At 64.5% G+C, this 22,131-nt stretch carries 22 protein-coding genes and 2 tRNA genes; 12 read left to right on the forward strand and 12 right to left on the reverse strand.

Annotation, left to right across the window (positions count from 1 at the left end; genetic code table 11):
* Positions 1-2 precede the first annotated feature (2 nt).
* From LU671_RS21580 to recX, 6 genes are all read left to right on the forward strand, one after another.
* Positions 3-464 (forward strand): lysis system i-spanin subunit Rz, encoded by a 462-nt coding sequence (locus LU671_RS21580; RefSeq protein WP_203652604.1) that lies wholly within the window; start codon positions 3-5, stop codon positions 462-464.
* A gap of 86 nt (positions 465-550) precedes the next feature.
* Positions 551-1,816 (forward strand): colicin-like pore-forming protein, encoded by a 1,266-nt coding sequence (locus LU671_RS21585; protein ID WP_232856836.1) that lies wholly within the window; start codon positions 551-553, stop codon positions 1,814-1,816.
* A 213-nt stretch (positions 1,817-2,029) separates the two neighbouring features.
* Complete coding sequence (locus LU671_RS21590) at positions 2,030-2,590, forward strand: hypothetical protein (RefSeq protein ID WP_203651205.1); 561 nt, start codon at positions 2,030-2,032, stop codon at positions 2,588-2,590.
* Positions 2,591-2,637: 47 nt separating this feature from the next.
* Positions 2,638-3,120, forward strand: coding sequence for a CinA family protein (locus tag LU671_RS21595; protein WP_028690617.1), 483 nt, complete (start codon positions 2,638-2,640; stop codon positions 3,118-3,120).
* A gap of 104 nt (positions 3,121-3,224) precedes the next feature.
* The gene (recA, locus tag LU671_RS21600) at positions 3,225-4,301 is read left to right on the forward strand and encodes a recombinase RecA (protein WP_028690616.1); all 1,077 of its coding nucleotides are present in this window, start codon (positions 3,225-3,227) and stop codon (positions 4,299-4,301) included.
* Between the two features lie 8 nt (positions 4,302-4,309).
* Entirely contained in the window at positions 4,310-4,780 is a 471-nt protein-coding gene (recX, locus tag LU671_RS21605) for a recombination regulator RecX (RefSeq protein ID WP_028690615.1), read from the forward strand.
* A 52-nt stretch (positions 4,781-4,832) separates the two neighbouring features.
* Here recX and LU671_RS21610 read toward each other — a convergent pair whose 3' ends face one another.
* Entirely contained in the window at positions 4,833-5,951 is a 1,119-nt protein-coding gene (locus LU671_RS21610; RefSeq protein ID WP_232856838.1) for an LOG family protein, read from the reverse strand.
* Positions 5,952-6,254: 303 nt separating this feature from the next.
* Between LU671_RS21610 and LU671_RS21615 the strand changes: the two genes are divergently transcribed.
* Positions 6,255-6,461: a hypothetical protein gene (locus LU671_RS21615; protein WP_232856840.1), complete on the forward strand. Its 207-nt coding sequence runs from the start codon at positions 6,255-6,257 to the stop codon at positions 6,459-6,461.
* 1 nt (position 6,462) lies between these two features.
* Here the strand turns inward: LU671_RS21615 and LU671_RS21620 are convergent, their stop codons facing one another.
* Positions 6,463-6,882 (reverse strand): quorum-sensing-regulated virulence factor family protein, encoded by a 420-nt coding sequence (locus LU671_RS21620; protein WP_232856841.1) that lies wholly within the window; start codon positions 6,880-6,882, stop codon positions 6,463-6,465.
* Positions 6,883-7,096: 214 nt separating this feature from the next.
* Between LU671_RS21620 and LU671_RS21625 the strand changes: the two genes are divergently transcribed.
* The 3 genes from LU671_RS21625 (at position 7,097) to LU671_RS21635 (ending at position 9,321) form a co-directional block, all read left to right on the forward strand.
* Positions 7,097-7,807: a tRNA-uridine aminocarboxypropyltransferase gene (locus LU671_RS21625; RefSeq protein WP_050704454.1), complete on the forward strand. Its 711-nt coding sequence runs from the start codon at positions 7,097-7,099 to the stop codon at positions 7,805-7,807.
* 257 nt (positions 7,808-8,064) lie between these two features.
* Positions 8,065-8,715, forward strand: a complete 651-nt coding sequence (gene erdR, locus LU671_RS21630; RefSeq protein ID WP_203651208.1) for a response regulator transcription factor ErdR — start codon at positions 8,065-8,067, stop codon at positions 8,713-8,715.
* A 240-nt stretch (positions 8,716-8,955) separates the two neighbouring features.
* On the forward strand, positions 8,956-9,321 hold the full coding sequence (locus tag LU671_RS21635; RefSeq protein ID WP_198744388.1) for a diacylglycerol kinase: 366 nt from the start codon (positions 8,956-8,958) through the stop codon (positions 9,319-9,321).
* Between the two features lie 4 nt (positions 9,322-9,325).
* On the opposite strand, the gene finR is transcribed toward LU671_RS21635, so the two are convergent.
* Positions 9,326-10,252: a LysR family transcriptional regulator FinR gene (finR, locus tag LU671_RS21640; RefSeq protein WP_110738445.1), complete on the reverse strand. Its 927-nt coding sequence runs from the start codon at positions 10,250-10,252 to the stop codon at positions 9,326-9,328.
* Positions 10,253-10,372: 120 nt separating this feature from the next.
* Here finR and fpr point away from each other — a divergent pair, with 120 nt between their 5' ends.
* On the forward strand, positions 10,373-11,152 hold the full coding sequence (gene fpr / locus LU671_RS21645) for a ferredoxin-NADP reductase (protein ID WP_046856781.1): 780 nt from the start codon (positions 10,373-10,375) through the stop codon (positions 11,150-11,152).
* Positions 11,153-11,323: 171 nt separating this feature from the next.
* On the opposite strand, the gene tsaA is transcribed toward fpr, so the two are convergent.
* From tsaA to rimO, 5 genes are all read right to left on the reverse strand, one after another.
* Positions 11,324-12,019, reverse strand: coding sequence for a tRNA (N6-threonylcarbamoyladenosine(37)-N6)-methyltransferase TrmO (gene tsaA / locus LU671_RS21650; RefSeq protein ID WP_110738447.1), 696 nt, complete (start codon positions 12,017-12,019; stop codon positions 11,324-11,326).
* A gap of 6 nt (positions 12,020-12,025) precedes the next feature.
* Positions 12,026-12,487: a DUF1456 family protein gene (locus tag LU671_RS21655; protein ID WP_203651209.1), complete on the reverse strand. Its 462-nt coding sequence runs from the start codon at positions 12,485-12,487 to the stop codon at positions 12,026-12,028.
* Between the two features lie 50 nt (positions 12,488-12,537).
* Entirely contained in the window at positions 12,538-13,248 is a 711-nt protein-coding gene (locus tag LU671_RS21660; protein ID WP_232856843.1) for an rRNA pseudouridine synthase, read from the reverse strand.
* Between the two features lie 121 nt (positions 13,249-13,369).
* Positions 13,370-13,828 carry a GNAT family N-acetyltransferase gene (locus LU671_RS21665; RefSeq protein WP_232856845.1) on the reverse strand — a complete coding sequence of 153 codons (459 nt, stop codon included), beginning with the start codon at positions 13,826-13,828 and terminating at the stop codon, positions 13,370-13,372.
* A 218-nt stretch (positions 13,829-14,046) separates the two neighbouring features.
* Complete coding sequence (gene rimO, locus LU671_RS21670; RefSeq protein WP_232856847.1) at positions 14,047-15,378, reverse strand: 30S ribosomal protein S12 methylthiotransferase RimO; 1,332 nt, start codon at positions 15,376-15,378, stop codon at positions 14,047-14,049.
* Positions 15,379-15,614: 236 nt separating this feature from the next.
* On the opposite strand from rimO, the gene LU671_RS21675 reads away from it, so the two are divergent.
* Complete coding sequence (locus LU671_RS21675) at positions 15,615-17,513, forward strand: potassium transporter Kup (protein ID WP_232856849.1); 1,899 nt, start codon at positions 15,615-15,617, stop codon at positions 17,511-17,513.
* A 151-nt stretch (positions 17,514-17,664) separates the two neighbouring features.
* Here the strand turns inward: LU671_RS21675 and LU671_RS21680 are convergent, their stop codons facing one another.
* The 4 genes from LU671_RS21680 to LU671_RS21695 form a co-directional block, all read right to left on the reverse strand.
* Complete coding sequence (locus LU671_RS21680) at positions 17,665-18,957, reverse strand: virulence factor family protein (RefSeq protein ID WP_232856851.1); 1,293 nt, start codon at positions 18,955-18,957, stop codon at positions 17,665-17,667.
* Positions 18,957-21,599 carry a bifunctional lysylphosphatidylglycerol flippase/synthetase MprF gene (mprF, locus tag LU671_RS21685; RefSeq protein WP_232856853.1) on the reverse strand — a complete coding sequence of 881 codons (2,643 nt, stop codon included), beginning with the start codon at positions 21,597-21,599 and terminating at the stop codon, positions 18,957-18,959. The genes LU671_RS21680 and mprF overlap by 1 nt, the downstream gene beginning before the upstream one ends.
* 253 nt (positions 21,600-21,852) lie before the next feature.
* A tRNA-Met gene (locus tag LU671_RS21690) sits at positions 21,853-21,929 on the reverse strand.
* Positions 21,930-22,054: 125 nt separating this feature from the next.
* Positions 22,055-22,131, reverse strand: a tRNA-Met gene (locus LU671_RS21695).

A 22,131-nucleotide genomic window follows, 5' to 3' on the forward strand; every position in this document is an offset into this window, starting at 1 on the left:
TGATGGCGTTGTCCGCGGTGCTGGCCTGGCAGCTGCAAGGCTGGCGCCTCGGGCGTCAGCTGGCCGAGCAGGAGCAGGCGCTGGTGCAGCAGCGCCTTGACCAGGCCGAGGCGCTGTACGGCCTGCTGCTCGCCGAACGCGATCAGCGCCAGGGCCTCGAACAACGCCTGCACGACAGTGAAACGAAGCATTTCCAGGAGCTGACCGATGCCCAACAGACTCAGGCTCGCTTGCGTGACCGCCTTGCTACTGCCGATCTGCGCCTGTCGGTCCTGGTCGAGCGCGACCCCACCTGTGCCCCAGTGCCTGCCGCCGCCGGCACCGGCGGCGTGGATCATGGCCCCGTACGCGCCCGACTTGACCCGGCGCATGCTCGACGAATTATCGCCATCACCGACGACGGCGACCGCGGACTGATCGCCTTGCGGGCGTGCCAGGCCTATGTGCGTGCGCTGTCGCGCTGATCTGTATTTCTTATCTTTTGTCCATGGCCGGCCTCACTTTCGTGGGGCCGGCCATTTTTCAAGCAAGCCAATTCAAGGAGTAGAGAATGGGCGAAAAGAACATCATCGTGGACCGTGGCATTCCCCCTTCGGGTTCCTCAGGTGGAGGGGGACGCGGTGGAAGTTCAACGGGAGGCATCACTATCCCTTTGGGTGTCAATGGTGAACCCTCCCACCATGCACTCAACGTTGCCGCGCTGATGAACGGCGCAGTACTGGAAGCGGTGCTGGAGGGGCAGGGTTGGCCAAGCCCGGATGCCTACTATGACCTGGGCGTCGATATGTGGGGCATGTTGCCCTATCAGATCTTCGAGATGCGTAATGAACTGAGTGACAGCTACCTCAGAAAGGAGCGTAACCTGCCGGCCAGTCTCAATGCCGAGTTGGCTGCGGCTGAAGCCGCCGCAGGTAGCACTGCGGCGCTGCCGGACTCGAAGAAAGCCGAGCGCTCCATTGGGATCATCAAGTCGATGATGGCCACCCGCGACCAGCAGATCGCATTCAATCGCGGGCGACTGGCCACGGAGCAGGGCGGTCGTTTCGATGACCGCGATATCAAGGAACTGATCGACGAATTGCGCAAGCTGGACGATTACGACGTGCCGGCGGCATTGGATGTCGAGCTTTCCCTCTATACGGCAGCCCTGGCCTTGTATGTCGATCTGAAGGCTCAGGAGCAGTTGCGCGAAAAGCTCGATGCCCTGGAGAAGGCGCGCCGCGATGCGCTGGAGAAAGAGTCCTACAAGGACGCGGCCACCTACGCCAGTGACACTGGCAAGGAAATCGCCAATCGCTTTGGCAACCAGGTGGCGCAGGCCGCCAACGACATGCAGAAGGGCATCGCGGGCAAGCGCATAGGCAGCTACCAGGAGGCCTTGAAGGCCTTCGAAAAGCTGTCGCAAAACCCCGGCTTGCGGCTGAACGCCAAGGACTCGGCGGCGGTTGCCCAGGCACTTGAGGCGCTGGACAAGGCCACGCTTGGCGATAACATGCTGCGTTTGGGCAAGGCCTTCGGTGTGACCGGTGGCGTCATTCAGGCTGCCGGGCTGGTTGACTCGGCAGTGAGCGGTTTCAAGACCGGTGACTGGAAACCCTTTCTTCTGGAACTGGAAAGCGCTGTCGTCGGCAAGGTGGCGGGCAGTCTGGCGGGCGCCATGGCTGGCATCGCCCTGGGCTTGCTGGTTTCCGCCCCCGCTGCCGCAGTAGCGGGAACCGTTGTGGCGGCCGTCTTCATCGGGGCTGCCAGCGCATACTTCGATACCGAGAAGGTCGACCAGATCAATCAGTGGGTCATGGGCGCAGTAGCACCCTGATACCCTTGCACCGGGAGCGCACAACGTTGCTCTCGGTGCTTAGGCTCTGTACGAAATGTATCTGCATTCGCCCATACTGCGTTGAAACGGGGCTCGGAATGCTCATGTACTCCAGTACACTCCGCTTCCTCCCCCCGTTTCGCCTTGTCTGGCCTTCGCGCAGACACATTTCGTACAGGCCCTAGCAACCTGTCTGTGCAAGGAGTTGTGACGTTGAACGCGAAGCACACGGCCAGTCACTGGCCGTTGTATCTGATCACGGTCTCGAGCCTGGTGCCGGTGTTCCTGCTGGCCTGTTGGGTGCCGACGCTGAGTCAGGAACAAGCCTTGGTCCTGGATCGCCTGCTTGACCAGCATCTGCTGGGGCAGGTGGGTGTCTGGTCGTCCAATTTTGCGCTGATGTCCAAGGCGGTCGCCAACTATGTCGCGATCGCCGCGCCGTTGTGTTCAATCGGCCTGGCGCTGCTGGTATGCCGCCATCATCTACGTCCCTTGGAGCAACTGCCGGTGCTGTCATTGCGCCGCCAGTTGTTTTTCCATGTCGGTTGGGTGGTGGTGGTTGGGGTGCTACTTGCCCAGAACTACTTCGGTTACACAGATTTCGCCCACCATCGTGCGAAGTTTCGCTGGGTGGGCAATCACCCAGGTTTGTATCCCTTTTTTGCCAGCATGATGTTGCTTGCGCTCGAATTCGCGTTCGTCTTCAGCTATGTCGTGCTGGTGCATTACCCATTGCTGCGCCTGGCCCGTCGGCGCAAGGCGAGGCAGGACTGAGCCTGGCTTGAGTGGTAGGGTATGGCGGTCGCAACGAGGAGCCCGCCATGGACCCGATCACCGTACTTTCCACTCGCCTGGGCGAACACCTGCGGCGCTTCAACGCCCAGGTGAGCACCGCCGAATCCTGCACCGGCGGCGGCATCGCCGAGGCCATCACCCGTATCCCCGGCAGTTCGGCGTGGTTCGAGGCAGGATACGTCACCTATTCCAACGCCCAGAAAACCCGCCAGTTGGGCGTCCCCGAGGCGTTGTTCGCCCAGGTGGGGGCGGTCAGCCAGGAAGTGGTCGAGGCCATGGTGCGGGGCGCCCAGGCCGCCAGCGGAGCGCGCTTCGCGGTGGCGGTCAGCGGCGTGGCCGGGCCAGACGGCGGTTCGCCGGCCAAGCCGGTGGGCACGGTGTGGCTGGCCTGGGCCGACGGAACCCACGTGAGCAGCGAGCGCCGGCACTTCGACGGCGACCGCGAAGCGGTGCGCCGACAGACGGTGATCGCCGCGTTAGACGGCTTGTTACAGCTTGGCGCGGAGTAATTCGCCCGACGGGGGTTTGCGGAAACGAATCGCTGTGGAATAATACTGGCTACTTATACAGTTATTCCGGCCGTCAGGGCCACGTCGAACACGTGAGGATTTCAATGGACGACAACAAGAAGCGCGCCTTGGCTGCGGCCCTGGGTCAAATCGAACGCCAATTCGGCAAGGGCGCGGTCATGCGCATGGGCGACCACGAGCGCCAGGCCATTCCCGCCATCTCCACTGGTTCCCTGGGCTTGGACATCGCCCTGGGCATCGGCGGCCTGCCGAAAGGCCGTATCGTTGAGATCTACGGCCCGGAGTCCTCGGGTAAAACCACGCTGACCTTGTCGGTCATCGCCGAAGCCCAGAAGAACGGCGCCACCTGCGCCTTCGTCGACGCCGAGCACGCCCTCGACCCTGAATACGCCGGCAAGCTGGGCGTCAACGTCGACGACCTGCTGGTCTCGCAGCCGGACACCGGCGAGCAGGCCCTGGAAATCACCGATATGCTGGTGCGCTCCAACGCCGTTGACGTGATCATCGTCGACTCCGTGGCCGCCCTGGTCCCCAAGGCCGAGATCGAAGGCGAGATGGGCGACATGCACGTCGGCCTGCAGGCTCGCCTGATGTCCCAGGCGCTGCGCAAGATCACCGGTAACATCAAGAACGCCAACTGCCTGGTCATCTTCATCAACCAGATCCGTATGAAGATCGGCGTAATGTTCGGTAGCCCGGAAACCACCACCGGTGGTAACGCCCTGAAGTTCTACGCCTCGGTGCGCCTGGACATCCGCCGTACCGGCGCGGTCAAGGAAGGCGACGAAGTGGTCGGCAGCGAAACCCGCGTCAAGATCGTCAAGAACAAGGTTTCGCCACCGTTCCGTCAGGCCGAGTTCCAGATCCTCTACGGCAAGGGTATCTACCGCAACGGCGAAATCATCGACCTGGGTGTTTCCCAAGGCCTGGTGGAAAAATCCGGTGCCTGGTACAGCTACCAGGGCAACAAGATCGGTCAGGGCAAGGCCAACGCCGCCAAGTACCTGCAAGAGAACCCGGCCATTGGCAGCGAGATCGAGAAGCAGATTCGCGACAAGCTGCTGACCGCTGGTGCTGCCGCCGCTGCAGCAGCGGCCGCCAAGGCTGGTGCAGCCGAAGCCGATGCCGACGACCTGGCTGACGCCGACGCCGGTTATTGATTGGCTCCATGTCCGTCGTACTCGACACCCCCGTCGCCGTTCGGCGGACAGCCATGGACCTGCTCGCACGCCGCGAGCATGGTCGCGTCGAGCTGACGCGCAAGCTGCGTCAGCGTGGCGCACCGGACGAGCTGATCGAGCCTGCGCTCGATCGGCTGGCCGAAGAAGGGCTGCTCAGTGAAGCCCGCTATCTGGAAAGCTTCATTCGCTACCGGTCCAGTGCCGGCTACGGCCCCGCGCGAATTCGCGAGGAGCTTGGCCAGCGTGGTTTGAACCGTGGCGATATCGACCAGGCCCTGCGCGACAGCGAAGTGGACTGGGCGACGCAGCTGCGTGATGTCTGGCAGCGCAAGTTCGCCGGGCAACGCCCGCAAGACCCACGCAGCCGGGCGCAGCAGACGCGCTTTCTCGCCTACCGTGGTTTCCCCATGGACATGATCGGCCGGCTGCTCAGCGGTCGCGACCTCGACGATTATTGATGCCCTGTACGGCTGACGCCCATGCGTGTCAGCTGTACAGGGCATTTTGCGTTCAGCTGACCCGCAAGGCTTCCCGGGCGCGCTGGGTGGTGTGCATCGGCTGGGGTTTGGCCCAGTTTTCCGGCAGGTTGATGAAGTCCACCAGTTCGCGCAGACGGCCCTGGTCGCGCCCGTTGAAGGCGAAGGTCAGGCGTGTCAGGTGGCTGAAGTTGCCTTCCTCGTGTTCGGCGCCGCTGTCCGCTTGCTGATGGTACCTGCCGCTCAGGCGCAGGTCGGCGAAGCCTTCCTCGACATCATGCAGGGCTGCCTCGCTCAAGGGATGGTGCATGCGGATCACGAACTGGTTCTTCAACCAGCGGCTGGAGTGGTAGTTGCTGTAGAACTGGTTGATCTCCTCGACCGCTTCGTCGGCATTGTGCACCAGGCGCACCAGCTTGAGGTCGCTGGGCAGGATGTAGCGGTTCTCTTCTAGCTGGCGACTGATGAAGGCCAGGGCGTCCTGCCAGAAGCTGCCGCCGGGTGAGTCGAGCAGCACCACCGGTACCAGCGGGCTCTTGCCGGTCTGGATCAGCGTCAGCACCTCCAGCGCCTCGTCGAGGGTGCCGAAGCCGCCTGGGCAGAGCACCAGCGCGTCGGCTTCCTTGACGAAGAACAGCTTGCGGATGAAGAAGAAATGGAACGGCAGCAGCTTGTCTGTGCCATTGACCGTGGCATTGGCGTGCTGTTCGAACGGCAGGGTGATGTTGAAACCCAGGCTGTGGTCGGCTCCGGCGCCCTCGTGTGCGGCGGCCATGATGCCGCCGCCGGCGCCGGTGATGACCATCAGGTCCGAACGTGCCAGCGTCGCACCCAACTCCCGGGCCAGCGCGTACATGGGGTGTTCCATTGGTGTGCGCGCCGAACCGAACACGGTGACCTTGCGTCGGCCCTTGTAGTGCTCAAGGGTGCGGAACGAATGGTCGAGTTCGCGCAGGGCCTGCAGGGTGATCTTGGCGTTCCAGCGGTTGCGGTCGTCGTGGGCCATGCGCAGCACGGTCAGCAGCATGTCGCGGTACAACGGCAGGTTGGGACTGTTCGGCGCGACCAGCTGCAGTTGCTCGTCGATCTTGCTCAGGTCGATGCCGTTGTCCCTGAAATGGTTGAACAGCAGCTCGTTCGATTGGTAAGGCATTCAACGTCTCCTTCTGCAGCAAAACCTCTGACCGGGTCGATGGTGTGTCCCGGCCGCGACACTGCGTGTGTCGCTGGCTGCTGTGGCTCGAGTGTGCCCCCCGAGCGTTGCAGTGGGCCTTCAAGGCCATGTTGCAGTGGCAATTCCATCGCGTTGTCGTTGTTATGGGTGCTCGTTATCAATCTAGACGCTGGCGCGGCTTCGTGCCGCCACAGACGCGCGCTACCGCCGGTCAGGCGGGATTCAGCAATGGCGGGGCTTTGGTTAACTGGGGGCAGAAGGGCGAGGCGGCGAGGTGGCGGTATGCACCGGCTGGAGATCGAAGTGGATGGGCAACTGTTGCAGTTGCTCGAGCACGAGGCCAGGGTTCATCACCTGAGCCTGGAAGGGGAGTGCCTGCGCCGCCTGCAGGGCGCCGAGGCGCATTCGCGTTACCTGCAGGCGCTGCTGGCCGAGTTGCGCGCCGATGATGAGCAACGGCGCGCCAGAAACAGCGATCAGTTGGTCTGAATCACTTCTTCTTGTTACCGGCCGTGCAGCTGGCGGCGTCGAAGGCCTGGTCCATGACCGGTTGGTTGGTCTTGTAGACGGTGAAGCGGTAGACCATCACGGCGCCCTTGGACATCAGCTGGCGGTAGCCGTTGTTGCGGCACACGCTGTCACCCAGCTGGCTGCGGACCTGCGCGGGATTGCCCTGCATGCGCTGGGCATGCTCCTGGCGTACGCTCAGGTGATTGACCAGTGCCTTGCCTTCGACGGTGTAGCCCTGGTCGAGGATGTCTTCGTTGATCGCCCGCGGGGTGCCGACGCTGCTTTCCTTGGCGACCTTCTGCAGCATCTGGTTCAGCTCGTACTCCTGCTTGGACGCAGCCTGGGCGGCCAGCGGCAGGGCGAGCAGCAGGCTCAGGGTCGGGACGATAAGACGCAGCATGGATCTCTCCTGGTTCGATGACTGGCGCTTTGACCAGCGCCGGCGGGCGGCGTTCCCTGAAACCGCAGGGTTTCCAGGCCGCCAGACCCTGCGATTATAAAGGAGCGGCGCCGCTGGCTGCACGGCAAATGACGTGCGCTCTGGTAGACTGGGCGCTTTGTTTTCATCGAGTCGTCGCCGTGCCCCTCCCACTTCCCTGCCAAGGCCTGCTGCCATGAGCCACGCGGTAGCGCGCCTGCGCGCCGAGCGCCTGGCGCGCAGCATCAAACCCTTTGTCGCCCGAGGCTCGCGCGCCGAGCGCTGCCCGGATTGCCGGGTGATCGCCACGCACTGCCTGTGCGCCTGGAAACCCCGGGTGCCGGCCGAGTCCGGCATGTGCCTGCTGATGCACGACACCGAGCCGTTGAAACCGACCAACACCGGCTGGCTGATCGCCGATGTGATCGAGGACACCTCGGCCTTCGGCTGGCTGCGCACCTCGGTGGACGAGGGGCTGCTGGCGCTGCTGGACGACCCTCGCTGGCAGCCCTACATCGTCTTTCCGGGCGAGTTCGTCAAGGAGGAGCGCGTGGTCAGCGAAGTCGCGCGCGAGCCGGGCAAGCGCCCGTTGTTCATCCTGCTCGACGCCACCTGGACCGAGGCGCGCAAGATGTTCCGCAAGAGCCCGTACCTCGACCGTTTCCCGGTACTGAGCCTGCAGCCCGAGCAGATGTCGCGCTACCGCCTGCGCCGTTCCAAGCGTGATGATCACTTCTGCACCGCCGAAGTGGCCGCCATGTGCCTGGAACTGGCCGGCGACGGCCAGGCCTCGCAGGCCCTGGACGCCTACCTGGACGTCTTCAGCCTGCACTACCTGAGTGGCAAGCGACGCCTGCCGCTGGACGAGCAGGACGAGGTCCACCAGCGTTTGCATACCTTCCTATAGTCCAAGGGGCAGGCGCCACGGATTGGTTCATACTGTCGGGGCTGGCAGCCAGGGTAGGCGGGTTCGACCGGGCAATTGGCTTGACCACCCGGGGCGTGCTCGGCATCCTTGGCGCCGCTTCGGGCACGACGAAGCTGCTGTTACCCCGGACTTCGCCGTGCCATCCCGGCCGGCGGCCCTGCCGTTCGCGCCATGAGTTGCCCGCCAGGCGTCTCCCGTATCCCCTGCGCCTGGCACAGAACAGGATCCATAGATCGATGGCCACATACGAAATCCTGATTGCCGATGACCACCCGCTGTTTCGTAGCGCACTGCGCCAGGCCGTTACCCTCGGCCTGGGCCCGGACGTGCGTCTGGTCGAGGTGGCGAGCATCGCCGAACTGGAAACCAGCCTCACCGAGAAAGCCGACTGGGACCTGGTCCTGCTGGACCTGAACATGCCCGGCGCCTACGGATTCTCCGGCCTGGTCCTGCTGCGCGGCCAGTACCCGCAGATCCCGGTGGTGATGGTCTCGGCCCAGGAGGAGGCAGCCGTCGTGGTCAAGTCCCGCGAATTCGGCGCCAGCGGCTTCATTCCCAAGTCCAGCGAGCTGAGCAAGATCCAGGAAGCGGTGCGCAACGTGCTCGACGGCGATGTCTGGTGGCCGCCGCAGGCCTTTGACAAGGTTGATGTGTCGGCCGAGGCCAAGGCCGCCAGCGAAGGCCTGGCCAGCCTCACCCCGCAGCAGTTCCGCGTGCTGACCATGGTCTGCGAAGGACTGCTGAACAAGCAGATCGCCTATGAACTGAGTGTTTCCGAGGCGACCATCAAGGCCCACGTGACGGCGATCTTCCGCAAGCTGGGGGTGCGCACGCGAACCCAGGCGGCGCTGCTGCTGCAACAACTTGAATCGGTTTCGGCCAGCTAAGTACCCGTGCATTCACGCTTTTTTGACTCCGACTGGACTAGTGTCCTGTCTCGGAAATAGGCTGTTCACTTTTGGCGGCGTCTTGGGCGCCCGGCCGGCGTTGCCACTCCTCGCCATAGCCCTGCTATGACTCGTCGCGGCGCCTTGGCCGGACACCCAAGCCACTCGCCAAAAGAGAACGTATTTCCGAGACAGGGCACTAGCCTGCCGACCTTATCTCCGGTGAAGTGACGGACACACATGTCGCCATTCAAAGGCCAGACCGGCCTCAAACGTATCGTCAACGCCGCCGGCTATTCGCTGGACGGCCTGCGCACCGCCTTCAAGGGCGAAGCCGCCTTCCGCCAGCTGGTGCTGCTCAACGTGCTGCTGGTGCCGCTGGCCTTCTGGCTGCCGGTCAGCCGCGCTGAGCGGGCGATCCTCATTGCCGTGTGCCTGCTGGGGCTGATCGTCGAGTTGCTCAATTCGGCGGTGGAGGCGGCCATCGACCGCATCTCGCTCGATCGCCACCCGCTGTCGAAGAACGCCAAGGACATGGGCAGCGCCGCGCAGCTGGTGGCCATGAGCATGGTCGCGGTGGTCTGGGGCGTGATCCTGCTCGGTTGAGCGCTCAGGCGATCGGCGGCAGCACGATCTCGTCGCTGCGCCGCACGCCGGCGGTGAAGCTGCGGCACAGCTCGAGGAACTCGCGCATGGCCGAGGTCTGGTACTTCTGCTTGTGCCAGATGAAGTAGAACTGCCGCGCCAGATCCAGGGCCGGAGTTTCCACCGGCACCAGGCTGCCGCGGCGGAAGGCATCGCGCAGGGCCAGGCGTGAGATGCAGCCGATGCCCAGGCCCGACTCCACGGCGCGCTTGATCGCTTCGGTGTGTTCCAGCTCCAGGCGGATATTCAGGTTGGCGCGGTGATGGCGCATGGCCTGGTCGAAGGTCAGGCGCGTGCCCGAGCCCTGCTCACGCAGGATCCAGGCTTCATGGGACAACTGCTCGATACCGGCATGACCGACCTTGGCCAGGGGATGCTGGGGCGCGCAGAACACCACCAGTTCATCCTCCACCCAGGGTTGCACCTCGAGATCGGGGTGGTTGCAGTCGCCTTCGATTAGACCCAGGTCAATTTCATAGTGGGCGACCTGTTGCACGATATGCGCAGTGTTCTGCACGTGCAGCTTGACCTGGCTTTCCGGGTGCACCTGCATGAAGCTGCCGATCAGCAGGGTGGCCAGGTAGTTGCCGATGGTCAGCGTGGCGCCGACGGCCAGCGAGCCGAAGCCCGACTTGCCGTTGAGCAGGTCTTCGATTTCCTTGGCCTGGTCGAGCAGGGCCACGGCCTGGGGCAGCAACTGGTGGCCCAGAGCGTTGAGGCTCAGGCGCTTGCCGGCACGGTCGAACAGCTGGCAGCTGGACTGGCGCTCCAGTTCGGTGATCGATGTACTTGCCGCAGATTGCGACAAGGCGAGGACGCCGGCGGCCCGCGACACGCTCTGGTGCTGGGCGACGGCGACGAATACCTGGAGCTGACGGAGTGTGAATCGCATATCTATATAACCGATAACACATATCTTGATAATTCAGTTAACAGATATTGTCGCTGCCCCTAAACTATCGCGCAACTGCGCGTCTTGCGCGCGCCGCGTTTTCCTTCAGGAGCCCCATCGATGAGCAACATGAACCACGAACGTGTCCTCAGTGTGCACCACTGGAACGACACCCTGTTCAGCTTCAAGTGCACCCGCGACCCGGGCCTGCGCTTCGAGAACGGTCAGTTCGTGATGATCGGCCTGCAGCAGGACAGCGGCCGTCCGCTCATGCGCGCCTATTCCATCGCCTCGCCGAACTGGGAAGAGCACCTGGAGTTCTTCAGCATCAAGGTGCCGGACGGCCCGCTGACCTCGCAGCTGCAGCACCTGAAGGAAGGCGACGAGATCATCATCAGCAAGAAGCCTACCGGTACCCTGGTGCTCGATGACCTGAACCCGGGCAAGCACCTGTACCTGCTGAGCACCGGCACCGGCCTGGCGCCGTTCATGAGCGTCATCCAGGACCCGGAGACCTACGAGCGCTTCGAGAAAGTGATCCTGGTTCACGGCGTGCGCTACGTCAACGAAGTGGCCTACCGCGAGTTCATTACCGAGCACCTGCCGCAGAACGAGTTCTTCGGTGAGTCCGTACGTGACAAGCTGATCTACTACCCGACCGTGACCCGCGAGCCGTTCGAGAACCAGGGCCGCCTGACCGACCTGATGCGCAGCGGCAAGCTGTTCAGCGACATCGGCCTGCCACCGATCAACCCGCAGGACGACCGCGCGATGATCTGCGGCAGCCCGAGCATGCTCGACGAGACCAGCGAAGTGCTGGACAGCTTCGGCCTGAAGATCTCCGCGCGCATGCGCGAGCCGGGTGACTACCTGATCGAGCGTGCGTTCGTCGAGAAGTAAGTCGAATCGCGGTGACGAAAAACGCAGACCTGGGTCTGCGTTTTTTTATGCCTGCAGGATCTAGGTTGGCGGTGCCGGCCTCTTCGCGGGTAAACCCGCTCCCACAGATTTTGCGCAACCTGTGGGAGCGGGTTTACCCGCGAAGAGGCCTGGCCTGAAAACGAAAGAGCTTCAGCTTTCCCGCACCACTTCCAGCACCCGGATCCGATCCGGTTGCGGGTAGTGCCACCTGACTTGCACATCCCAGAACTTTACCCCGTAGACCCGCTCCGCAGGCGGTACCTGGTAGGCCGGTCGCGGGTCCTGCGCAAGACACTGTTCGATCAGCTCCACCAGTGGCTGATCCAGGCGCAGTGCATGGTCGCGGGCTTGGGGCAGGGCGCTTTCGCTCCATTCGACGGCAATCGCCTCTGGAGCATCATTGGCCATCAGGTTGCTCGCGCCGGCAATGCTGTCCGCATAGGGCACATAAGGCTTGATATCCAGCACCGGGGTGCCGTCCAGCAGGTCGATCCCCGACAGCAGCAGACGCCCCGGCTCGACGCCTTCCAGGCGCACCACCGACTGACCGATGCCATTGGGCCGGTGGGTGGCCCGGGTGGCGAACACTCCCATGCTCTTGTTGCCGCCCAGGCGCGGTGGACGCACTTTCAGGCGTGGCTTGTCTTCCAGTGCCTGGTGGAACAGGAACAGCAGCCACACATGACTGACCTGCTCCAGCCCTTCGACGGCATCGCCCTGGTCAAAGGGCGGCAGCAGCTCCAGCACGCCACGGGCGGCCGGCGCCAGCTGGGGCTGGCGCGGGATGGCGAACTTCTCCTTGAAACAGGAGCGGACAATGCCGACCGGCGAGACGGTATGCTGCATCCTGGCTCAGCCGCGCACGCGAAGGGTCAGGCCCTTGAGGAAGTTGCGCAGCAACTGGTCGCCGCAGGGGCGGTAGTTGTCGTGGCCGACCTTGCGGAACAATGCGCTGAGCTCAGGTTTGGATACCGGGAAGTTGACCGACTTGAGCACCGCGTGCAGGTCGTCTTCCTTCAGCTCGAAGGCCACCCGCAGCTTCTTGAGCACGGTGTTGTTGGTCACCGGCACTTCGATCGGCTGCGCTGGACGGCTGTCGTCACGGCCGCGACGGTGGATTACCAGGCCGTCGAGGAAGTGCGCCATGACCTTCTCCGGGCAGAGCACGAAGCCGGGTTCCTCTTCCTTCTTGACGTAGCCGGCGATGGCCTCGACCGAAACCTCCAGGCCCGAGAGCTTGATGATCTCGGCCAGCTTCTGGTCGTTGGCCTTGAGCATGTAGCGCAGGCTGCGCAGTACATCGTTGTGGTTCATTGCAGCGAATCCTGTTCTGTTGCCGCGTCAGTCATTGCGCGGCGGTAATGCTAAAAGCGTTCGGTGGCGGCCACATAGCGCCACTGGCCCACTGGCAGCTTGCCCATCGACACGCCGCCCAGGCGAATGCGGCGCATCGCCAGGACCTTGAGGCCGGCGGTCTCGCACAGTTGTTCGATCAACCCGGGCTGCGGGTTCTTCAGGACCATGCGCAGGTGTTGCTCGTTCTGCCAGCTGGCCTTGGCCTTCGGCAGTTCGACGCCCTTGCGCTCGACACCGCGGGCCAGGCGGTCGAGAGCCCCCGGCTTGGCCTGGCCGCTGACCTGGACAATGTATTCCTGCTCCATGCGGCGCAGGTCGGCGTCGAGCTTGCGGGTCACCCGCCAATCCTGGGTGAACAGTTGCAGGCCGCTGGCGCCGGGCAGTAGCGGAGCGACACAGGCCTGGCGGACGAAGTGCCCGTGCAGCGCGCGCACGCCTTCGCGGTGCGCTTCACTTAGACTGGCCATGCTCATGCCTGCCTGGGCGCTGGCGGTGTCCTGTCCGAGCGGCTGGTTGAGCAGCAGGGTCACCGGCTCCAGCGCTTCGGCACGGGCACCCGGGAGCAGTTCAACGCGTTGCCCGGCGACCTTGAACTGCGGCTGCTCGACGACCTGGCCATCGACCGTGACCCAGCCTCCTTCAATGTACAGTTCGGCCTCTCGGCGAGAGCAGCCAAGCTGTTCGATAAGGTGTTTGGAAAGACGAATGGGTTCGGACATGGACACGGGCATCACGCGGCAGGGAAAGCTTTCATTGTACCTGCCTGCGCAGGTTAGCGGCTGCAAATCGATGTCATTTCCGCCAATTCGGAGCGGGGCGATGGTTTCCTTGGTTCGCGTCCTAGGACGTTGTACGAACAAGCCTCATGTGCAGTAGGGGATAGGGCTGCCCCAGGCCGTCGGTTTCCGAGCGCCCGTACACCTCGAAGCCTTCGTGCAGATAGAAGCCCAGGGCCTGCGGGTTCTGTTCGTTGACGTCCAGGCGTTCGGCATTGAGCTCGCTTACCGCATGCCGCAGCAGGCGCTGGCCGATACCCTGGCCACGGTACTGCGGCGCGACGAAGAGCATGTCGACACGGCCGCTGGCCACGCCGGCGAAGCCGAGGATGCGTCGGCTGGCATCCTTGCAGCAGACCAGCATCACCGCGTCGAGGTACTTGTGCAGCACATGCTCACGCAGCAGCACGATGTAGCCGTCGGGCAGGAAGTCGTGGGTGGCGCGCACCGACGCCTCCCACACCCGCACCAGTTCGGGGTAGTCGCTCAGGTGGGGCGTTTGCAGCGTGACGGTGGGCGACATCCTGTGATCCTCGGGGTCATTGAGGAAAACATAGATGTAAAAGGCTGCCCCGCCAGTGGGCTAATGCCTGTCAGTTAGCGCTTCATCGCACTTATTGGGGCTGCTTTGCAGCCCTTCGCGGGTAAACCCGCTCCCACAGGATCGCGCAAACGCTGACCCCAATTGGCTTAACTGACTGGCATTAGCCAGTAGGCGGGGTATCTTCAGGCGAGCATCGATCAGACGGGCTCGGCCCACATGTCGTACTCGTCGGCATCGACGATGCGGCAACGGACCTTGTCGCCCGGCTTGAAGCCGTGGTCGCCGTCGATGAACACGCTGCCGTCGATTTCCGGCGCGTCGAAGAAACTGCGGCCGACCGAGCCCTGCTCCTCGACTTCGTCGATCAGCACCTCGATCTCCTTGCCGATACGCTGCTGCAGGCGCGCGGCGCTGATCGCCTGCTGGTGCGCCATGAAGCGATCCCAGCGCTCCTGCTTGACGTCGTCCGGCACTTCATCGAGGCCCAGGTCGTTGGCCGGGGCGCCTTCGACCGGCGAGTACTGGAAGCAGCCGACGCGGTCGAGCTGGGCTTCGGTCAGCCAGTCGAGCAGGTACTGGAAGTCCTCTTCGGTCTCGCCGGGGAAGCCGACGATGAAGGTCGAGCGGATCACCAGCTCAGGGCACTGCTCGCGCCAGCTCTTGATGCGCGCCAAGGTGCGGTCTTCGAAGGCCGGGCGCTTCATCGCCTTGAGCACCTTGGGGCTGGCGTGCTGGAACGGGATGTCCAGGTACGGCAGGATCTTGCCGGCGGCCATCAGCGGAATCACGTCGTCGACGTTCGGGTACGGATAGACATAGTGCAGACGCACCCAGGCACCCAGGCTGCTCAGGGCCTCGCACAGCTCGAGCATGCGGGTCTTGACCGGGCGGCCGTTCCAGAAGTCGGTCTTGTACTTGACGTCGACGCCGTAGGCGCTGGTGTCCTGGGAGATCACCAGGATCTCCTTGACGCCGGCCTTGACCAGGCGCTCGGCCTCGCTCAGCACTTCACCGACCGGGCGGCTGACCAGCTTGCCGCGCATCGACGGGATGATGCAGAAGCTGCAGCTGTGGTTGCAGCCTTCGGAAATCTTCAGGTAGGCGTAGTGGCGCGGGGTCAGCTTGATGCCCTGGGGCGGCACCAGGTCGATCAGCGGGTTGTGATCCTGGCGTGGCGGTACCACCTCGTGCACGGCGTTGACCACCTGCTCGTACTGCTGGGGGCCGCTGACCGACAGCACACTCGGGTGTACGTCGCGGATATTGCCTTCCTCGACACCCATGCAGCCGGTGACGATGACCTTGCCGTTCTCCTTGATCGCCTCGCCGATCACTTCCAGCGACTCGGCCTTGGCGCTGTCGATGAAGCCGCAGGTGTTGACCACCACCACGTCGGCGCCATCGTAGGTAGGCACGACTTCATAGCCTTCCATGCGCAGCTGGGTCAGGATGCGCTCGGAATCGACCAGGGCCTTTGGGCAACCCAGGGAAACGAAGCCGACCTTTGGGGTGGCGGGAGTGGTGGACATGGCTAACCTCGGTATTGAATACAGGTCGCCCGGCTGGAATCGCGGGCGATCTTGATGGGCGCTTTTTGGCGCCTCTGATCAAAAAGTGCGCAATTCTAGCGAGCGCAAGGTCGCTTTACCAGCAGAAATACGACGAACGCTGCGCTATGCTTCGCGCCGTTGCGCCGGGGCTTCCGGGATGGCCCGGCGCGGGTAGGAATTCAACCGGTCTAGATGGCCGTCTGCGGGAGTGGTCGATGGTTCAGGCAAGCAGTCACGCCGAAGGCGGGCAGGGCGCGGCACGGCCGCTGGGCCTGTTGGTGGCCGCCGTGGGGGTGGTCTATGGCGATATCGGCACCAGCCCGCTGTACACCCTCAAAGAGGTCTTTACCGGTGGTTATGGCGTACAGGTCAACCATGACGGGGTGCTGGGCATCCTGTCGTTGATCCTCTGGTCGCTGCTGTGGGTGGTGTCGTTCAAGTACGTGATGTTCATCCTGCGCGCCGACAACCAGGGCGAGGGCGGCACCATGGCCCTGACCGCGCTGGCGCGGCGGGCCACGGCGCAGTATCCGCGGTTGCGCATGCTGATGGTCGGCTGCGGCCTGGTCGGCGCCTCGCTGTTCTACGGCGACAGCATGATCACCCCGGCGGTGTCGGTGCTATCGGCGGTGGAGGGCATGGGCCTGGCCTTCGAGGGCATCGACCACTGGGTGGTGCCGATCTCGCTTGTGGTGCTGGTGGCGCTTTTCCTGGTGCAGAAGCACGGTACCGAGAAGATCGGCAAGCTGTTCGGCCCGATCATGGTCACCTGGTTCGTGGTGCTGGGGGCGCTGGGGGTACACGGCATCTCGCAGAGCCCGGAAGTACTCAAGGCCTTCAACCCGGGCTGGGCGCTGAATTTCTTCATCGTTCATCCGGGCATGGGCGTGGCCATTCTCGGTGCCGTGGTGCTGGCGCTGACCGGCGCCGAGGCCCTGTACGCCGATATGGGCCACTTCGGCCGCAAGCCGATCGCCCGCGCCTGGTTCGCCCTGGTGCTGCCAGCGCTGGTGCTCAACTACTTTGGCCAGGGGGCGATACTGCTGCAAAACCCGGAGGCGGCGCGCAATCCGTTCTACTTGCTGGCGCCGAGTTGGGCGCTGCTGCCGCTGGTCGGGCTGGCCACCATGGCCACGGTGATTGCTTCCCAGGCGGTGATCTCGGGGGCCTTCTCCCTGACCCGCCAGGCCATCCAGCTGGGCTACGTGCCGCGTATGCAGATCCAGCACACCTCCAGCGACGAGCAGGGGCAGATCTACATCGGTGCGGTGAACTGGGCGCTGATGGTTGGCGTGGTGCTGCTGGTGATCGGCTTCGAGTCGTCCGGCGCCCTGGCCGCAGCCTATGGCGTGGCGGTGACCGGTACCATGCTGATGACCACCATCTTGGTCTCGGCGGTCATGCTGCTGCTGTGGAAGTGGCCACCGGTGCTGGCGGTACCGCTGCTGGTGGGCTTCCTGTTCGTCGACGGGCTGTTCTTCGCCGCCAACGTGCCGAAGATCGTCCAGGGCGGTGCCTTCCCGGTGTTGGCGGGGATCGTGCTGTTTGTGCTGATGAGCACCTGGAAGCGCGGCAAGCAGATCCTGGTCGAGCGCATCGACGAGGGCGGATTGCCGTTGCCGGTGTTCATCGGCAGCATCCGCGTGCAGCCGCCGCACCGGGTCGAGGGCACCGCGGTGTTCCTCACCGCCCGGCCTGATGCCGTGCCCCATGCGCTGCTGCACAACATGCTGCACAACCAGGTGTTGCACAGCCAGGTGGTGCTGCTGACGGTGGTCAGCGAAGACCGGCCACGGGTGCCGGAGCAGGAGCGGTTCGAGGTGGAGGCCTATGGCGACGGGTTCTTCCGGGTGCTGCTGCACTTTGGCTTCATGGACGAGCCGGACGTGCCGGCGGCGCTGAAACTGTGCCACCTGGACGAACTGGACTTCAGCCCGATGCGCACCACCTACTTCCTCAGTCGGGAAACGGTGATCGCCTCGCGCCTCGAGGGCATGTCGCGCTGGCGCGGGAACCTCTTTGCGTTCCTGCTGAAGAACGCCAACGGCAATCTGCGGTTCTTCAACCTGCCGCTCAATCGGGTGATCGAGTTGGGGACGCAGGTCGAGATTTGAGGGGCACCCCTTTCAAGGTTCTTGCGTTTTTTGGGGGTATGACCGCTCCAGTTCAAGATTGCCGGGGCTGCTTTGCAGCCCATTCGCGGCACAAGGCCGCTCCTACAGAGGGACGAGGTCGCCTGTAGGAGCGGGCTTGCCTCTTTCCCTATCATTTCTCAGCGACGTTGGCCTTTCCCTGGCGGGTCTCGATCTCACCGATCAGGCGCTTGGCCAGCGCCGGGTAGTTCTCGTCGAAGTGATGGCCGCCCGGCAGCTTCATGCGCTCGCCTACGGCGGTCTTGTCGGTGCAGCCGCTTTCGTCGGTCTCTTCCACACCGTAGATGCACACCACCTTCGCTGCCGGCAACCTGGCCATCTCCGGCCCGGTCGGCGCCTCCTGACCTTCCTTGCCCAACCAGCCTTCCACCTCGATCTCGAAGCTGCCGCTGCGGGCGAAGGCCAGCAGGATCACCGCGTCGATGCGCTTCTGGTCTTCCTCGGAGAGGCGGTTGTAGATGGCCGGCAGCACATCGGCACCGAACGAGTAACCGGTCAGCACGAAGCGCTTGGTGCCCCATTTCTGGCGGTAGTGCTGCATCAGTTCAGAGAGGTCGGCGGCGCTCTGTTCCGGAGTCTTGTGCTGCCAGTAGTAGCGCAGGGTGTCGATGCCGACCACCGGGTAGCCGAGTTTGGCCATCTCGCCGGCCACGTCGCGGTCCAGGTCGCGCCAGCCACCGTCGCCGGAAAGGAACAGGGTCACGGTGTCGGTGGTCTGCCCAGCCGGGACTTCCACCACCGGAATCGCCAGGGCGTTGCCGTCGTGGCCGACCAGGGCCTGGGTCAGCTGGGCCTTGAGCACCTGGGGCAGGTGGATGTCGTAGTCGGCGATGCTGGTCTCGGCGTTGGCCTGGTCGCGCACGAAGGCGGCGCTGGCGTCATCCGGGTTGTCGTTCCAGGCCACGTTCCAGTGGCCGTGGGCGGCGGACTTGGGCAGGGCGGCCTGGCAGCCGGGTTGCTCGACGGTGAAGTCCACCGAGATCGCCCGGGCCTTGTCGTCGCCCTGCGCGGCCAGCCAGCGCCAGGCCTGGGCTGCGCCCGGGCCGATGCCGGCGACCAGGGTCGGATTGTCGGCCAGGCGGGTGAGGGCCTGGTCCATTGCCGCCTGCTGCTTGGCGCAGTCGGCGGGCGGCAGGATCACCTGCACCAGCTGGGCCTCGCCGGCCTGGCTCAGGTCGAGCAGCTGCTTGTCGGTCAGGGCCTGGTCCTGGGGCACGCCGATGGCCACCCGGGCCTTGGCATGCACGCCGGGGGTGGCGCGGGTCAGGGCGCTGCCGTCGTCGAGGGTGAGGTGTTCCAGGCGCGCCTCGGGCGCCGGCCGGGTCCACAGCCAGAAGGCCGCGCCGCCGGCCAGCACGGCCAGCAGCAGGGGAATCAGTACGTACAGCCAATAGCGTCGGATCATCAACGTTTCACCAATCCAGTCAGGCCGCCAGCGATCAGGGCGGCGGTGTCAGCCAGTGCCACCAGCGGGTCGAGCCCGGCCGGCACGGCCATGTAGCGGGGTTCCCAGTCCGGCTGGAACTTGTCCTTGAAGCGCCGCAGGCCCTGGAAGTTGTAGAGCTGCTCGCCGCGCTGGAACACCATCGAGCCCAGGCGCTGGGTCAAGGGGGCGCCACGGCGCGGCTGCAGCCCGGAGAGGGGGACCATCCCCAGGCTGAAACGGCCATAGTCATGGCTCTTGTAGTGCAGGATCAGGCCGACCATCATGAATTCCATGGTCAGTTTCGGCGCCTCCGGGTGCGCGCGCATCAGGTCGAGACTGGCCAGCTCGTTGCTGTGGGTTTCCAGCAGGTTGGCGAAGGCCACCGGACGGCCCTGGAAGCGGATCAGCGCGATGCGGAAATGCTGCAGGTATTCGGGGCTGAAGCGGCCAAGGGAGAAGCCTTTCTCGCGCACGTTCTTGCCGCCGAGCCAGGCGTCGGAGATTTCCTTGAGCTCGGCCAGTGGCGCCTGGCCGGGTTCATGGATCTCCAGGCTCAGGCCGTCGCGTCCGCCTCGGTTCCAGGTGTAGCGCAGGTCCTTCATCTCCTTGCCCTTGGCTTCGATGTCGAAGCGCCGCAGGTCGACCCGGGCCTCTTCGCCGAGCTTGATCGCGGTCAGGCCGATGTCCATGTAGAACGGCAGGTTCTCCGCCCGCACCTGGTAGAACACCGGGCGCGCATGGTGCAGGTCGCACAGGTCGCGGAACTGCCAGATCATCTCGGCGCGCTCCTGGGCCGGGCCGATCGGGTCGTACAAGGCCACCAGGCTGCGACCGCGGCGGGCGTACATGAGGAAGGCGTTGTCGTTGGGGTGGAACAGCAGCGCCTTGTCACCGGTCAGGGCCAGGCCGCCGTCGGGCTGGTCGGAGGCCAGCAGGATGCGGTTGGCGCGTTGCAACTCGTCCTCGGTCGGCAGGTGGATGACCGGGCGGGCGGTGCGCAGCAGCCAGGTCAGGGCAACGATCACCAACAGCACGGCGCTGCCGAGGGCGGCACGCAGGCCGCGCGGCGCGTCGGCGTCGAGGGTAAACTGCCACCACAGCTTGTGGGTATAGGGCACGTCCTGGTAGGCGAACAACAGCAACCACACCGAGGCGCCGACCACGCAGGCGCTGGCCACCAGGTACACCGGCGAGAACGGCAGCTCCAGCAGGCGGCTGGGGCGGTAGAACGAGCGGCGGAACAGGGCGAGCAGGGCAGCGGTGAAGCACATCAGGCTGGCTTCTTCCCAGTCGAAGCCCTTGAGCAGCGACAGCACCGCGCCTACCAGCAGCAGCACCGTGGTCAGCAGCCAGGCAGCCGACAGGCGTCGGCGCAGACCCTGGGCGAGCAGCAGGCAGAGCACGCCGATCAGGCTGGCGCCGAAGTGCGAGGCATCGATCAGGCGGTGCGGAATCAGGAAGCCCATGTGTTCCAGGCGGCTGTCGATTTCCGGGGTGGCGCCGGAGAACAGCAGCACCACGCCGGAGAGGAACACCAGGATCGCCAGCACCGGCGCGGCCAGCCCAGAGGCGGCGCGGATCGCCTGTTGGGTGACCATCAGGCGGCGGGCCTCGTTGGCCAGCAGCAGCACACAGGCCACCAGCAGCGGCATGACCACATAGATCAGCCGGTACAGTAACAGTGCGGCCGCCAGCGGCGCGGCACCCAGCTGGTTAGCGAAGGCTGCCAGCAGGATCGCCTCGAACACGCCGACGCCGCCCGGCACATGGCTGAGCACGCCGGCGGCGAGGGCGAGCAGGTAGACCAGCACGAAGGCGCCGAACGGCGGCGCTTCTGGCAGCAGCAGGTAGAGCACGGTGGCGGCGGCGGCGACATCCAGCGCGGTGATCAGCAGTTGCAGCGCGGTCAGGCGCGCACCCGGCAGGCGCAGGGTGCGTCGGCCGAATTGCACCATCAGGTTGTCGGCCAGCGGTTGTTCAGGCAGGCGCCGGCGATACAGGCCCATCACCAAGGCGGCGGCGGCGACCAGCACGGCGATCGCGATACCGCCCAGCAGCGGAGCGGGCAGACGCAGCGCGGTCGCCGCCGCAGACAGGTCGCTCAACGTGGCCAGTGCCGCCAGGGGCGGGAGCGCGCAGCCCAGCGAGAGGCTGGCGAATACGGTCATGCGCGCGACTTCCGCGGCGCCCAGACCCTGGCGCGCATAGAGGCGATAACGGACCGATCCGCCCGACAGCATCGACAGGCCAATGGCGTTGCCGATGGCGAAGGCGCTGAAGCCGCCCAGCACCAGGGTGCGGGGCGGCAGTTGCACGGCCGCGTAGCGACTGGCCGACCATTCATAGCCCAGCAGGATCACGAAACCGACCACGGTGGCCAGGACCGCGCCCAGCAGTGCATTGGCCGGGACGCTGAGCATGGCGTCGTGAAGGGCATAGATGTCCAGTTCGCTCAGCAGGTGGCGACAGGCGATCAGGCCCATGGCGAACAGCACCAGGGTCACTGCCAGCCCCAGTGGTTGGCGGTACTTGCTCAGGCGCTCCAGCCAGGGCAGGCGCTGGGCAGCCGTGGGCAGGGCCGCCGTCAGCGGTGCCTGGGTTTCGGGAGTGGGGGCGGTCATGGGGTGCCTCGTGCGGTCAGCGCGAGGTGCAGGCAAGGTACGGCCAAGTGAAAGTCCCTTTGGAAAAACGTATCCGAATATTACTCCGGGCCGACGGCTTAATCTGTTTCAGGATAGTTAAAGATAGTTCATTCAGCCGCAGGGGCGCGGCAAGGGAGGCAGGTAGCGGGGAAGGGGCAATTGGCTTTTACGGGGCCGGAATGCAACAAACCCCGCACTATCTTGCGATAGGCGGGGCTTGTTCTGACGAATATGGTTGCGGGAGCCGGATTTGAACCGACGACCTTCGGGTTATGAGCCCGACGAGCTACCAGGCTGCTCCATCCCGCGTCAGAGGGGCGCATTCTACGGATTCACCGTACGTTGTCAAGTGTTTATGATGATTTCGTAACCATTTGGCTGAACAGCAGGCAATAAAAAAGGCCACTGTCGAAACAGTGGCCTTTTTTTGAATCTGGTTGCGGGAGCCGGATTTGAACCGACGACCTTCGGGTTATGAGCCCGACGAGCTACCAGGCTGCTCCATCCCGCG

Origin of the sequence: Pseudomonas sp. NMI760_13 (assembly GCF_021283245.1) — a bacterium.
GTDB classification, from domain to species: domain Bacteria; phylum Pseudomonadota; class Gammaproteobacteria; order Pseudomonadales; family Pseudomonadaceae; genus Aquipseudomonas; species Aquipseudomonas peradeniyensis.

Excerpts from the sequence above, each read along its gene's own strand:
- LU671_RS21580 (WP_203652604.1), top strand. The coding sequence starts at position 3 with ATGGCGTTGTCCGCGGTGCTGGCCTGGCAGCTGCAAGGCTGGCGCCTC.
- LU671_RS21585 (WP_232856836.1), top strand. The coding sequence starts at position 551 with ATGGGCGAAAAGAACATCATCGTGGACCGTGGCATTCCCCCTTCGGGT.
- LU671_RS21595 (WP_028690617.1), top strand. The coding sequence starts at position 2,638 with ATGGACCCGATCACCGTACTTTCCACTCGCCTGGGCGAACACCTGCGG.
- recA (WP_028690616.1), top strand. The coding sequence starts at position 3,225 with ATGGACGACAACAAGAAGCGCGCCTTGGCTGCGGCCCTGGGTCAAATC.
- recX (WP_028690615.1), top strand. The coding sequence starts at position 4,310 with ATGTCCGTCGTACTCGACACCCCCGTCGCCGTTCGGCGGACAGCCATG.
- LU671_RS21610 (WP_232856838.1), bottom strand. The coding sequence starts at position 5,951 with ATGCCTTACCAATCGAACGAGCTGCTGTTCAACCATTTCAGGGACAAC.
- LU671_RS21615 (WP_232856840.1), top strand. The coding sequence starts at position 6,255 with ATGCACCGGCTGGAGATCGAAGTGGATGGGCAACTGTTGCAGTTGCTC.
- LU671_RS21620 (WP_232856841.1), bottom strand. The coding sequence starts at position 6,882 with ATGCTGCGTCTTATCGTCCCGACCCTGAGCCTGCTGCTCGCCCTGCCG.
- LU671_RS21625 (WP_050704454.1), top strand. The coding sequence starts at position 7,097 with ATGAGCCACGCGGTAGCGCGCCTGCGCGCCGAGCGCCTGGCGCGCAGC.
- erdR (WP_203651208.1), top strand. The coding sequence starts at position 8,065 with ATGGCCACATACGAAATCCTGATTGCCGATGACCACCCGCTGTTTCGT.
- LU671_RS21635 (WP_198744388.1), top strand. The coding sequence starts at position 8,956 with ATGTCGCCATTCAAAGGCCAGACCGGCCTCAAACGTATCGTCAACGCC.
- finR (WP_110738445.1), bottom strand. The coding sequence starts at position 10,252 with ATGCGATTCACACTCCGTCAGCTCCAGGTATTCGTCGCCGTCGCCCAG.
- fpr (WP_046856781.1), top strand. The coding sequence starts at position 10,373 with ATGAGCAACATGAACCACGAACGTGTCCTCAGTGTGCACCACTGGAAC.
- tsaA (WP_110738447.1), bottom strand. The coding sequence starts at position 12,019 with ATGCAGCATACCGTCTCGCCGGTCGGCATTGTCCGCTCCTGTTTCAAG.
- LU671_RS21655 (WP_203651209.1), bottom strand. The coding sequence starts at position 12,487 with ATGAACCACAACGATGTACTGCGCAGCCTGCGCTACATGCTCAAGGCC.
- LU671_RS21660 (WP_232856843.1), bottom strand. The coding sequence starts at position 13,248 with ATGTCCGAACCCATTCGTCTTTCCAAACACCTTATCGAACAGCTTGGC.
- LU671_RS21665 (WP_232856845.1), bottom strand. The coding sequence starts at position 13,828 with ATGTCGCCCACCGTCACGCTGCAAACGCCCCACCTGAGCGACTACCCC.
- rimO (WP_232856847.1), bottom strand. The coding sequence starts at position 15,378 with ATGTCCACCACTCCCGCCACCCCAAAGGTCGGCTTCGTTTCCCTGGGT.
- LU671_RS21675 (WP_232856849.1), top strand. The coding sequence starts at position 15,615 with ATGGTTCAGGCAAGCAGTCACGCCGAAGGCGGGCAGGGCGCGGCACGG.
- LU671_RS21680 (WP_232856851.1), bottom strand. The coding sequence starts at position 18,957 with ATGATCCGACGCTATTGGCTGTACGTACTGATTCCCCTGCTGCTGGCC.
- mprF (WP_232856853.1), bottom strand. The coding sequence starts at position 21,599 with ATGACCGCCCCCACTCCCGAAACCCAGGCACCGCTGACGGCGGCCCTG.